8 protein-coding genes are annotated in these 13194 nt (G+C 65.0%); 5 read left to right on the plus strand and 3 right to left on the minus strand.

Features of this window, described 5'->3' with window-relative positions:
• Nucleotides 1–172 precede the first annotated feature (172 nt).
• Nucleotides 173–2533 carry a prenyltransferase/squalene oxidase repeat-containing protein gene (locus VT03_RS29320; protein ID WP_075096286.1) on the minus strand — a complete coding sequence of 787 codons (2361 nt, stop codon included), beginning with the start codon at nt 2531–2533 and terminating at the stop codon, nt 173–175.
• Nucleotides 2534–2856: 323 nt separating this feature from the next.
• Here VT03_RS29320 and VT03_RS29325 point away from each other — a divergent pair, with 323 nt between their 5' ends.
• Nucleotides 2857–4956: a diguanylate cyclase gene (locus VT03_RS29325; protein ID WP_197489118.1), complete on the plus strand. Its 2100-nt coding sequence runs from the start codon at nt 2857–2859 to the stop codon at nt 4954–4956.
• A gap of 371 nt (nt 4957–5327) precedes the next feature.
• Here the strand turns inward: VT03_RS29325 and VT03_RS29330 are convergent, their stop codons facing one another.
• Nucleotides 5328–5900, minus strand: a complete 573-nt coding sequence (locus VT03_RS29330) for a hypothetical protein (RefSeq protein WP_075097366.1) — start codon at nt 5898–5900, stop codon at nt 5328–5330.
• 257 nt (nt 5901–6157) lie between these two features.
• Between VT03_RS29330 and VT03_RS29335 the strand changes: the two genes are divergently transcribed.
• The 3 genes from VT03_RS29335 (at nt 6158) to VT03_RS29345 (ending at nt 9101) form a co-directional block, all read left to right on the plus strand.
• Complete coding sequence (locus tag VT03_RS29335) at nt 6158–6991, plus strand: tetratricopeptide repeat protein (RefSeq protein WP_156514838.1); 834 nt, start codon at nt 6158–6160, stop codon at nt 6989–6991.
• Between the two features lie 244 nt (nt 6992–7235).
• Nucleotides 7236–8126, plus strand: coding sequence for a hypothetical protein (locus VT03_RS29340; protein WP_156514839.1), 891 nt, complete (start codon nt 7236–7238; stop codon nt 8124–8126).
• Nucleotides 8127–8222: 96 nt separating this feature from the next.
• On the plus strand, nt 8223–9101 hold the full coding sequence (locus tag VT03_RS29345) for an alpha/beta fold hydrolase (RefSeq protein WP_075096290.1): 879 nt from the start codon (nt 8223–8225) through the stop codon (nt 9099–9101).
• Nucleotides 9102–9504: 403 nt separating this feature from the next.
• On the opposite strand, the gene VT03_RS29350 is transcribed toward VT03_RS29345, so the two are convergent.
• Nucleotides 9505–11898, minus strand: a complete 2394-nt coding sequence (locus tag VT03_RS29350) for a DUF3488 and transglutaminase-like domain-containing protein (protein WP_075096291.1) — start codon at nt 11896–11898, stop codon at nt 9505–9507.
• A gap of 1062 nt (nt 11899–12960) precedes the next feature.
• Between VT03_RS29350 and VT03_RS29355 the strand changes: the two genes are divergently transcribed.
• Complete coding sequence (locus VT03_RS29355) at nt 12961–13149, plus strand: carbon storage regulator (RefSeq protein WP_075096292.1); 189 nt, start codon at nt 12961–12963, stop codon at nt 13147–13149.
• The last annotated feature ends 45 nt before the right edge of the window (nt 13150–13194 follow it).

Here is a 13194-nt window from a genome sequence, read left to right on the forward strand (position 1 = left end):
GCGGTTCCTCATGGAAGTGCCTCCGGCGGCAAGGGGGTGAGACCCCCTTGACCCCAGGCGGCCGTCGCACCATGGGATTGAGCGAGCATCGCCGTGCCGGCAAGCACGCGATTCGAGCGAGGGAGACGATCCGAGGACTCGCGAATCGCCCCCGCGGGCAGAACACCCACAGTCACGGGGCCGTCGCGACCAGATTCCACGTGCGATAGTCGAAGCTCTCGCGGAACCGCAGATACCCTTCGCCAGGACCGACGACGATCGCATCCAGGCCCGCCTTACGACGGTAAGCGAAAACGTTCGACGTGTTCGAGAACTCGAAGTCGTCCGCCCGCACCGCATGGTTGAACGCGCCGAGCGGCCGCTTCGCCGCAAAGGTGATCGTCTGCTTGGCGCCGTTCTCCTCGGGGACGCCGAAGAACGAGTTGAACTTCTTGGCATCGACGACCGTCATATTCTGCTTGCCGGCGCTCCCAACCCACCGCATGACGTCGAACAGATTCCCCGTCCCCTGCCAGTTCACCCCTTTGTGGGAATCGACAGCGGGGAGCATCGAGGAGCCAAGCCAGTCCCCCTTGTAGGCGACGCCGTCGCTCTGAATGGAGATGGGGGTCGTGAGGCCGCGGAAGTTGAAGATGTCCGTCCCGTAGGCGGCACACCGGGAAAGGTGGAGCTGGCAGTCGGCGTCTTCCGGCTTGGGACCGTTGAAGACGCTCACGCAGGCGGTGGAAAAGAGGAGCGTATTGTCGATGAGGATCTTCTGCTTCCCCCCCGTCAGGACTTCAACGCCCGTCCGCCCGCCGACCAGCATCGAGTTGCGGACCGTGACCTCGCCCGGCGAGGTGACACGGACCGCCGCCATCCCCATCTTGTTCGCTTCCGAGACGATGCAGTTGAGCATCCGCAGCGTGCCGCCGTTGATGACCACCGCGGAGAAGGAAACGTTCTTGACCGGAGCGTCCATCTGGAGAGCGAGCCCCTCCATCGTGAGGTGCCCCTTGTTGACCCGGATCATGTGCCGGACCTCCCGGTCGTCCTCAGGACGCGACCGCTTGCCGTCGGCGTTGTAGCCGATGTCATAGCGGAAGGTCGGGATGTAGCCGGTGCCGGCGACAATCGTGAGGTCCTTGTCGATCTCGAGGTGCGGCATGTCGTAAGGACCGGAGCCGTCGATCCGGATCACGTCCCCCTCCTTGGCCCCCTTGATTGCATCGGCCAGAGATCCGAACCGTTCTCCGGCCTTGGACGCGACTGAGAACGCTTTGGCCGGCTCCCCTTCGAGCAGCCGGGAGATGTCGCTGCCGAGGTTCGCCTTGCGGAGGAACAGAATCGCGAAGGCGGTGTCGGGGAGCGTCCCCTTCCCTTCCTCGCCGCTGACCCATCCCCCTTCCTTCGACTGGCTGGTGATGAGCGCCGTCGAGCCCTTGTTGAACCAGTCGGTGTTTCCGAACTTGTCCTGCCCCAGGAGGACTCCCATCCGCTCGACGGACCACAGGAAGTAGCGGGCCGAGCCGGGAGACATGCTGCCGGCGAACAGTCCGGCCCGCTCCAGCCCCTTGGCGAAGACCGGGTCTTCCTTCAGCGTCTTGGCTTTCTCGCCGGGATCGACCACCTCCAGGAGGTTCGAAGCCGGCTCGTCGGACATCGGCATCGGCGCCGGCATCGGATCGGTGGCTCGCGCGGAGTTCGTGCGGGGCTTCTTGGCCGTCGTCGGCGGTGCCTTGGGCTTGGGGAGCTTGACGCCGTTGAGCTCAGCCCGGATCCGGGTGGCCCGCGCGACGGTGAGGCAGAACAGTCCGGCAAAGGTCATCGACGGGCTGGAGGGATTGAGCTTCGATTCCGCCTCGGTGCCGGAGGTCGTCGGAGCGGGCGTGCCGGTCGAGTTCCCTTCCTCTTCCTTGGGCTTGTCCTCGTGCTGGTAGGGCCAGCCGCCGTCGGGTCGCTGGGTGGCGACGAACCGCTCGGCCACCTTGAGCATCGGGATGTCGATGTTGACCCCCCACCGCGACGCGACCCACAGGCCCAGGACGGCGAACTGCGTGCAGCTGTTGTCCCCTTTGCCCGCCTGCGGCTTGATCCGCTCATTGCTGTCGACCAGGATCGACTGCGTGGCTGCGGGACAGGTGTAATGCCAGCCCCCGTCCACGTTCTGTCCGGCAATGAGCCGCGCCGCCAGGTCGCGGATCGGCTTGCGGTTGTCGCGGTCGCCGACGCGTGAGAGGAACAGGATCGCCAGGGTGATGTCGTACGTCTGCTTGACGTCCTGGTAGTTCTTGACGACGTACCGCTGAGCGCTTTCCACGATCGGATCCGAGATCGGGAGCCCGTTCTCGATCAGAGCCAGTCCGCAGAGTGCGGTGATGCCGACATCGTGGCCGGCGTACTCCCACGACCCGTCCTCGAGCTGCTGGGACTTCAGGAACTCGTACCCCTTGAGGCGGGCCTCCTCCGCTTTATCCGGAGTCTGGGCCTGAGCCAGGCCGGCCACCAGACAGAAGGTCAAAATGAGCTGCCCGAACGAAAGAATTTGCGACACGGCGTGACCCTCGACTCAGCCTGCGGGAACACTGGCCATCCTGATGTCCATAATGTCACCTCAGATCAATGCTGTCGAATGAGTTGCGGCAGAAAAATCGACAGGTCCGAGGGCCATCCGTTCCGGATGTTGCGATTCTGCGGGCAGTGGGGTGATATGTTTTTGTTCGAGGCCGCGGAGAAATTTGCCTCCTTGGAGAATCTCCTCTTCTAGCGGGACAGAGAATTTGACTGAGGGGAGGCGCGACCTAGCTTTGCAGCGATGCCCGGAGGATGGCTTCTCCGGGCCGCACCCTCTACGTGATCCGGCTTCCCATGAGTGTCATGCTGACCAGTCCCGATATCGAGGCGCCGCCGCGGTCTACGGCTCCTCACCCGATGGATTCCTCGCGCCTGCTGCTGGCCCTGACGTCGCTCGTCCGGGAAGGGGTGGCGGAGCGCGGTGCGTCGACGGAAGAAGGCGTTCCCCTGGGAGTGCTCAGGCGGCTGCTGGCCGCGCTGCACTATCGCGATCCCCTGACGCTGCACCATTCCCGCCGCGTCGCCCTGATCGCTCTCGGGATTGCCGAGCGTCTCGGCTGGGAGGAGCACGAGCTCTACGTCCTGGAAGCGGCCGCCCTCCTGCACGACATCGGCAAGATCGGCGTTCCGGACCACATCCTGTACAAGCCCGCCCGGCTCAGTCCGGACGAGGCGGACCTGATCGGCATCCATCACTTCACCGGCGTGGGGCTGCTCCAGGCGTGCCGCATGGACCGGACCACGATCCAGATCGTCTCCGACAGCTACGCGGCCGGGACGAGCGAGCATTCGGAACTGCATCAGGGGGCCCGCATCCTGACGGTGGCGGACGCCTTCGACTCCATGTCGCGGGACCAGGTGTACCGCAAGCGGATGTCGCGGGAGCAGATCTTCCGGGAGCTGATCGGACAGTCAGGGAAGCGGTTCGACCGCAACGTCGTCTCCGCCCTCCAGCGGTGGGTGGAGACGGACGGGCTCAACGTCCTCCGCGACGAGGACTGCGGATCGTCGATCGATGCCGCCGTTCCGGTCGATTCGTCGACGGTCGGGGAAGCCCACACGCTGTGCCACGTCTTCTCCTACCTGTATCTCCTCGAGACGCTGTACGACGGCTTCTACATCCTCAACAACGACCTCAAGCACATCGTCTGGAGCCGCGGCGCCGAGACTCTCTTCCGGCGTCCCGCCCGGGACGTCCTGGGGGAGACGTGGTCGCGGCGGTCCGTCGGCTGGGTCAACCCGGACGGAAAGCCGTACATCGACGAGACCTGCCCGATGCAGCGGCTGCTCGACAGTCCGCGGGCCGGGTGCGTCAACGTCCAGCTTCCCGATGAAGCGGGGAAGCTCCAGACCTATGAGCTGTTGCTCCTGCCGATCCTCGACGATCGCCACAAGCTCCAGGGGATCGCTCACTGCTACCGGGCGCTCGACGAGTCCCGTCGGCGCAAGGGGGAGTTCCGCGAGCTCAAGCTCGCTGCGACCCGCGACGCCCTGACGTCGCTCCCGAACCGCAAGGAACTGGACAACTTCATGACCAAGCTCTACGGGCAGTTCGCCAAGTCCGAGGACTCGGCCCCGTTCAGCGTCATCTTCTGCGACATCGATCGCTTCAAGAGCGTCAACGACGCCTATTCACACGTTGTGGGGGACCAGGTCCTCGTCGACTTCGCCCGGATCCTGCAGGACGAGGTCTATTCCGGCGAGCTGGTGGCCCGTTACGGCGGCGAGGAGTTCGTCGTCATCTGTCCCGAGACCGACCTCGAGCACGCGGAGCGCCGCGCCGAGCGGTTGCGGCGGACCATTGCGGCGTCGCTGTTTGGCGGTGATCAGAAGCTCAAGGTGACCGCCTCGTTCGGCGTTTCGCAGATCCTGCGGGGCGAGCACGTGGACGACGTGATCCGCCGCGCGGACGAAGCTCTCTTCGACGCGAAGAAGGGGGGACGCAATCGGACTGCCCGCCGGATGCCTGCCTCGGAGGCGGCTTCGGCCGCGCCGGCGGCGGCGAGTGTTCCGGAGCAGAGTTCCGACTTCGCCGCGCGGATCACCGGCAACAATGAAGTCACGGTCTATCTGAAGACTGCGGTGGCCGCCGACATCCTGGTCTACAAGCTGAGCGGTTTCATTGAGGAGACCAAGGCCTCCCTCGGCAAGGCGACGAAGGAGGAGGTCGAGCTGACGATCGGGAAGTCCTCGCTCTTTGGGGGGTGGGGGAATACGTCGGACCGGCAGCCGATCCGTATCCAGGTGTTTTTCCTGGGTGAAGATCGTTCGCGGGGTGCGGCTGTCCGTCAGGAGATGCGGGTCGTCTTCTCGGCGGTGGGCAAGCCGAAGTCGACGGAGCAGTTCCAGATGCGTGTGTCCGAGGTGCTGGACCTGTTCCGTGGGTACTGCGTAGCCGACTGAGAGGCACCGCTTGGCCTTCGCCGGGTCCAGGGGCACCCTGGTGGGGAGTGCAGAGGGGCAACGCCTCTTTGCCCGCCGGAGGCCCTCTCGTCGAGAGATGCCTGAAGGAGCATCTGTCCAAGCGCGGACAACGTGCCGGATGCACCCTCACCAACCCGCGGTAATTGCAAAGCAAGTGGTGTGGTGCGAAGGAGACCTCAGCACCGGCCACACAATGGGGACATCCGTTGTGTCCCATGGTTCCTCAACGAAAATGCCTCCGGCGGCAAGGGGGCGTGGCCCCCTTGACCCCAGGCTGCCGTCGCACATTGGGTTTGAGCTGACAGAGCCGCGCCGGCAAGGACGAGGTACCAGCATCGTGCCGCTCGACCTCAGGTCGCGTACGCACCGCTGAGACTCTGAAGCAACGCCTGCTCCAGCACGAAGTCACGCCCCGCCGGTACCCACCCGGAAGGAGCGGTCTGCCCCACGACCGGATTCAGGTCGATGTCCAGCGGGCGACTCTCCTGGAACGTCGCCGCCCCAGCCGAATTCGCCGCGATCCCCTGAACGTCTTCCAGCTCCTTGTACGCCTCCACGGTCAGGAGGTACCCCGCCTGAACCTCATGCGGGACGAAGCTCACCGTCACCCGCCGCCGGACCGATTGAAGCGTGCTCTCCATCCGATTGAACAGGCCGATCGTCTCCCCGTGCTGGAGCTCGATGATGCTCGATCCGACCTTGTACTGCGTCTCGATCTGCCGCGAGAACCGGTCCTCACGCGCGATCTCAAACTTGTAGTCGTGCAGCACGTCGATCGTCCGCTCCCACAGGAACTCGTCGTTCGTCCGCCCGATGAACGTCGGATTCGCGAGAGCGGCCTGCTGCTGAAAGGGAGACCGAAGCCCCGCGCAGCCCGCCCCGAAGCCGAGGGCGACGATCGATAGCCAGTCTCGACGATTCATGCGTGACGAGCGGCGGCGCTGGGGAGGGATGAGGAGGGGAGAGATCGGGCGGAAGTGTGCCACCCTTCGTTTTTCCTCACAAGACCGATTCGGCAACGTCACAAGCCGCCTCCCCCTCCGGTTCACCTCGCCTCGGCGCTCCAACCGGTGCAATTGTTAAGATTGACACAACCGGCACAATCGGTATTCTGGGGGAGTCTCAGGTCACTCACATACGCACAACGTCCAGGCTGCCTCCGCGACGAGGTTGGCTGTCGATGTCGTGTTCTACATCGGGGAATTCCCCATCGCGCCCGGTCGTCCGTGAATTGCGGGACCGTGCTGTTTCGTACGCGGAACAAGGCGCTTACGAGGCCGCCCTTACCTTCTTTCGGGCGGTCGTGGCGGTCGATCCGTCCCCGGTCTCCCGGCTGACGTTTGCGGTCTTTCTGTTCGAGAACGGCGAGATCGCAGAAGCCGAAACCGAACTCCGGACCTGCTGGAACGACGCCCGGCGGCTCTCCGATCCGCGCCTCGCCGCCCTCGCCGCCCACAACCTGTCGGTCCTCTGCCGGCACGAGGGACAACGGGCGACAAAGGAATCGGGACGAGATCGGCGGATCGAGGCCGAACAGTTCTGCCAATGGGCCTGCAATGCCTGGTTCCGATCGCCGGAGGCGGCCGGAGAGGGGCTTCCCGGCTGGCTCCGTCGGCTTCAGGCGGCATTCTGGATGGACGCGGGAGAAGATGACGAAGCGCACAAGCTCCTGCTGTCCGCCCTTCCCGAGGCCGAACCCGGGGAGCGGGTTCTCGACGAGGCGCTGCGGGCCTGGAGCGGAGGGGATGGAAGGCGGGCCGCGGCGATTCTGGAGGCCGGGCTGTCGGAGCCTGGGGTGAGCCTCTCCGCCTGGGAGCGGGGGGAACTGCTGGAACGTTGCGGACTGGTCGCTGGAGAAATCGGGAACCTTCGCGTCGCGGGAAAGTGCTTCGCGGAAGGGGCCGGCGCCTTCGGGGAAGCCCGTCACTTCGGGGCACGAGCCCGCTGCCGGCAGCGGCAGACACGGGTCGACTCGCTCCTGGCACTCCTCGATGCGGACCCGGCCCGAAACTGACTTCGGGGCTCACCGGCAGAAACTGCCGGTCGGTCGTGAACGGCGGTTCATGCGGGCAAAAACCGCTCTATCTCCGCTCTGCCCCGGCGTGTTAGACTCGCGGGCCGACAACGACTCCGGATCTCTAGTGGCTGCCCTCAAAGACTTTGCGTTTAGGGCGCGTTTTGCGGGAGCCACGGGGATGTGCTGCGGGATTTCGCAGCACCGGCAGTCAAACCAGTGAACGTGAAGGATGCCGCAGGTGATGGATCGCCGCGAATTCTTGAGAGGAACCGCCACGGCGGTCATCCCAATACTGCTCTCGCCGCTGGCGGCCTTCGCTCAGCAGCCGCAGGGCAACGCGCAGCCGCAACAGCCGGCCGCCCCCCCGGCGGCCCCCGTGAGTCCGCAGGTTCAGGCAGTATTGCGGAACTGGGAACTGCGGACGGCGAACATCACGTTTCTCAGCGGGAACTTCACTCGTTACGTCTATGACTCGGTGTTCGGCGTTGAGAAGCGCGCGGACGGCCGCTTTCACTATCAGGCACCGGATCTGGGACGCTTGGACTTCACGATTCCGAAGGCGCTGCCGAATCCACCAGTCAATCCTGGTCGGACGACCAAGGCCGGCGATCCCTATAAAATTGTCGCCGACACGCCTCAGCGCTGGGTTTGCACCGGAACGAAAGTCCTGGTGATCGACGACGCAATGAAGCAGGTCCAGAAGATTGACATCCCTCCCCAACTCCAGGGGCAGAATATTGCGGACGGGCCGCTTCCGTTTCTCTTTGGAATGAAGGCGGACAAGGCCCTGAAACGGTACGAACTCGCCATCGGGAAGATGCACGGTCCGGACACCTACCACATTGTCGCGAAGCCGCTGTGGAAGCAGGACGCCCAAGAATGGTCGCAGGCGGAAGTGCTCCTCAATCCGGCCAACTTCCTGCCGAAGGCGATTCGGACGATCGATCCCGCCGGAACGCGCGACACGGTCTACGCGTTCCATCAGGACTCCATCGATACGAGCAAGGCGCTCTTCGCGGCGAATCCGTTTGATGAGCGCAAGCTGGGGATCAGCGCGTACAACATCATCCAGGAAACGACGGCCGAGCAGCCGCAGGAGCAGCGGACGGTCCCCCGCAGCGTTCTCCGGTAGCGCCGGGCCGGCGTCAGGTTCTTCTCACATTTGTCTCTGGAACGGCAGGTCGCCACACTCGATGGCATGGACCCCCTGCCGCAGCCTGCTGAGACAATGACGGCTCCTCCCCCTGCCCCTCCAGCGGCCGGAGAGGGGTGTCCCACGCCGCTCGCCTGGGCCGAGGTCGTCCAGGCGTTCCAGGAACTCGGCGAAGTCCGGGAGCACGCGTTCTCTCGGCGGGCCGTCACCTCCCGGCGGCTCGGTCGCGGGAAGCCGATCTATTTCCTCAATCACGCTTCCGGGGACGGTCTCCTCTTTGCGCTGACGGCTTGGCTCCTCAAGGACGAAGCGGAGTGTGTCGTCATCGATTACCCGGCCGTTCGAAGCGGGCTGACGGCCGCCGGGTTCCTTCCCGCCGTCGTTGAGGGGCTCGAACAGGTCCGTTCCGACCTGGGGCACGGCTCCGTCAATGTCTACGGCGCGACGCTGGGCGGACTGTGCGGCCTCGAGTGGATGCGCCAGCGGCCCGGCTCCGTCGCGCGGGGGATCCTGCAGACGCCGATGTTCTCCGTTCCCTGGACGCCCATGGAGCGAACGTTGTTCGCTCTCGGCCGTCGCCTCCCTGGAACGCTGGCGGGCCTGCCAGGGTGGAAGGGGATGCTGGAACGGAACCACCGCGACTGGTTTCCTCCGTTCGATCCGACCCGCTGGGATTTTTTGCTCGCCAACCAGGGAGCGACGCCGCTCCGAGACGCCGCGGTTCGGCTTCGCGCGGCGGGGACGCCGCTCTCTGCGGAGACGAAGAGCATCGCGCAGCCCGTGCTGATCGTCCGCACGGAAGGTGAAGGGGCGGGTCTGACGCGCAACGCCGAGACGCTGGCGGCGACTCTTCCGCACGCGACGACGGAGTGGATGCACACGGCCGGCCACTCGCCGTTCCTGACGCATCCGCACCGGCTGGTCAAGCTGATCCGGGCGCACCTGTTGGAATAAGGGCCTCACCGGACCTCGGACCAAGTCCTTGCCGGCACGGTGATGCTCGCTCAAACCCATCGTGCCATGGCAGCCGGGGTCAAGGGGGTCTCACCCCCTTGACCCCGGAGGCGCTTCCATGAGGAACCACGGGACACAACGGATGTCCCCTTTGTAGGACCAGCGTTGAGGACTCCCTCGCGCTTTACCGCTTGCTTTGGAATTCCCGCGGGTTGGTGAGGGGGCATCCGGCACGTTGTCCGCGTCTGAATACTCACTCCTTCAGACATCTCTCGACGGCCAGGCCTCCGGCGGGCAAAGGGGCGTTGCCCCTCTGCACTCCCCACCAGGGTGCCCCTGGACCCGGTTGGGGTAGCGAGGTTGGGCGGCGCGTCGGCACGACTCCGCCCTGAACGCCATCACTTCAGCGCGGCGCGCGAGGCTTGCCGTCGGCCGCTTCGTCCGAAAACGCCTGCTCCAGAGCGGTCAGCCGACTGTCAATCTCCTGAACACGTGCCGCAGGCAGCGTCTCCCCGCCGAAGCGAACCCCGTAAAACCACTCCACCAGCTCGCGGGTCGCCCCCGCGTCCACCTTCCGGTCCGTCAGCCGCGGAAGCAGCTTTCCCATCGCCCCATCGACGAACTCCCGCGGAGTCTGCGCCGGCTGCGGCTTGAAGCCGGCCTGCGCCAGCAGGCTCATCAGCCGCTCATAAAACTCGACGGAGACCCGCGCGTTCGCCTCCTGCTTCTGGGACTTCCGCCGTCCACGGCCCCATCCCATCGCGGACCGCACTCCCCGCGCCGCCAGGAGGAGGACCACGCCGATCACAGCCGTGACGACCCCGCCTCTCCAGCTGAACCACTTGTCCGGCCGCCGGACGGTGGCGCTCAGAGCTTCGGACAGGCTGATCTTCCCGGAGAGCAGCCCGGTGGAGATGTTCCACACCAGCCGGAGCCGGTCCTGCACCGGCTGGTACAGATACCGCTGCTGCTGATCCTTCGTCATCTGCATCGACTGCCCCCAGATGTTCTTCGAGGCTTCGAGCAGCGTTCCGAGCCGCGAATTGTTGTGGGCTTCGACCTTCTCGTTCACATCCAGGTCGCGACTGGCCGGTGTGGGGTCGTAGGTGACCCAGTTTCCGTCGATCTGGGCCTCGACCCACGTGTGGGCATGGAGCTGCCGGACTTCAAACCGCCCGTTCCGCGAGTTGAACTGCCCCCCCTTGAAGCCGCTGATCATCCGCGCCGGAATCCCCAGCGAGCGGAGCATCATCGTCATCGCGGAGGCGTAATACTCGCAGTGCCCCGATTTCCGGTTGAACAGGAAATCGACGAGCGGGTCGACCCCCGGGTCGACGACCGAGCCCTTCAGGGTGTAGCCGAACTTCCCTCCCTGCAGGTCGTTCCTGATCTTCTCCGCCGCCTCCCGCTGCATCTGGGCCCCCACGGTGTCGGCGATCGCACCCGCCAGACCCTCCAGTCCGTCGGCCCGCTCCGCCCGGAGCATGTTCGCGGAATACGCCCGAAGCGCCTGGGACTTCTCCGTGCCGACCACCTCGATGGCGTACTGACGGATGCGGTCGAGCGAGATCGGGAAACGCGTGAGCGAGGCCAGGTACGCCAGCCGCCGGATCCGGGCGTCGACAGTCTCGACCCACGGCAACGGCAGGTCCTCGACGCGGCTGAAGACCCGGTACGTCATGACGTCGGCCGCCGAGAGGATCCGGCGATGCAGCTCGTAGGAGCGGCGGTCGAGGTGGATCTCCGCCAGCTGGTTCTCATCGAGGGCCCCGACCGGGAAGCCGACACAGAACAGGACCTTCGTGCCGATCGGCTGCATGCGGATCAGCTGGGAAAAGAGCGTCTCCCGGTCGATCGGCCGGACCGCCCGGTAGCGGACCAGCTCCCGCTCCCGGCCCAGCGTCCAACGTCCGTCGCGGTACTGCTCCAGGACCGCCCCGCGGAACAGCGGCTCCGCCTTCAGCAGGCGGTCGATCTCCTCGAGCGGCATCGGGGTCTCTTTCATGAACCCGTAGAACTCGACGTCGAAGACGAGGTCGGTGCTCTCGAGGATCTCACCCACTTCGCCCAGCGAGACGGTCTCCGCGAAGCCGGTCAGCGGCTGCGTGTCTTCGGCCCGCACCGTCACTCCCGAGATCCACATGCGGGGGATGAACAGGAAGAAGACGAGCGCCAGCAGCAGCGAAAGGACCGTGGAGGAGACGCCCCCCGCGACGAAGCGGGAGTTGACCCAGTTCGTCTTTTCGGACTTCACGCCGTGGCGGATGCGGCTTCCCGTGGCGGCCGCGGTCCAGCTCGCCCCTGTGTCGGCGACGGAGCGTTCGGTGACCCGCAGCCCCGCCCGGTACAGGGAGAGGACCGAGAGCGTCCACAGGGCGGCGAGGACGTAGACGAGCAGCGCCGGACCGAGCCATGCGTCGGTCGTGAGGATCGACGCGACGGCGACGCTCAGGATGCTCATGGCCAGGAGCAGCCAGATCTGGAACGGGCCCTTCTTCTGGATCAGGAAGATGCAGGTCAGATAGGTGAGGATGTGGCCGGCCGTGATGACCCGGCGTTCGAGGTCTCCTCTGAAGAACTCATAGCCTGTTGCCAGGAAGGCAATCACGCCGAGTGCGTTGGCGACCACGACCGGAGCGCTCCACAGGCCGCGGCGGTCGACGGTGACGACCGTCAGGATGGCGACCGGGATGACGAGCAGCGGGATCGGCCCTCCTTCTGCGGCCCCCAGCACGCCCGCGGCCCAGATGACGACGAAGGCCAGGCTGTAGTGCAGAAGCTGAAGAAGAGGCTGCAACGGCGCACCCGACGGGGGGAGTGGGGGCAGGAGGCGTGGCTCGGGCTCTGTGGGAGTTGAGCGTTGCGGTGGAGTTTACCGCGAGTGTGCGGAACTCACGAGTTTGGCGAGAGGGAGAGGAGGCAAGCAGCGTACGTTCGCTGGATATATCGTCACCCATGGCGCCATCCCCGAACCGGGTCCAGGGGCACCCTGGTGGGGAGTGCAGAGGGGCAACGCCCCTTTGCCCGCCGGAGGCCTGGCCGTCGAGAGATGTCTGAAGGAGTGAGTATTCAGACGCGGACAACGTGCCGTATGGCCCCTCACCAACCCACGGGGATTGCGAAGCGAGCGGTGAGTTCTCAACGCCGCTCCCACAAAACGAACAACCGTTGTGTCTCAGGGTTCCTCATGGAAGCGCCTCCGGCGGCAAGGGCGCGAGGCCCCCTTGACCCCGGCTGCCGTAGCACGTTGGGTTTGAGCGGGCATAGTCGTGCCGGCAAGGACATCGTCCGAGCCACGGGACAACCCTCGTCGACGCGCCCGCCTTCACTGCCCACGAATAGGTGAATGCACCCCGGCCGGCCGGTCATCAGCAAACTGGGGGACTTGGGCGAACTCTCCCGGTCGACCCGCCTCATCGCAGGGCCCGCTGGTCGAAATCTCCCTTCTCCGCCGCGTCGGCTTTGCAACACTTTCACAACGCTCTTGCACGGAGTCACGGGCTGATCCGGAAGGGAATTGCCGGCTTGTATTCCCTTGTGCGCCACCAGTGTGAGCAGATTGTTGTCATAGTGTGCCTTTCGGGCGGCTTTTGAGCCCGTTCGCGCTGGTGGTCGGCAGAGACCGATCGGGAACCGCTTGGAAGATTCTACTCCAACTTTGACGCCGGCAGACACTGCCGAAGAATGTAAGTGGTTTTGCAGTAGTAGAATGTGGAGTTGTTGTCATTCGCGAGAATGTTTGGCACACCCGGTGCATAATGGATTCTCCGTTACGCGGTTGCAGTGATCAGAACAACTTCAAAGACGCTCAACTGCACCTTCCAATCAGACAGAAATCCAAGGAACAGGAGACACGGCCATGTTGGTTCTCACCCGCAAGCAAGAAGAAATGATCCGGATCGGCCACGACATCGTTATCAAGGTGATCTCAACGGGCCGCGGCAAGGTGAAGATCGGAATCGAGGCCCCCAACGACGTCCGCGTCATGCGGGCCGAGCTGGATGAAAAGGTCATCCCGGTTGCCCATCTGGCCCGCACGGCAAGCTGAGACCGGTTTCCCAAGGCGGCAACAAGAACACGAAGACGCTCAAAA

The sequence above is a fragment of the Planctomyces sp. SH-PL14 genome (assembly GCF_001610835.1).
Classification (GTDB): domain Bacteria; phylum Planctomycetota; class Planctomycetia; order Planctomycetales; family Planctomycetaceae; genus Planctomyces_A.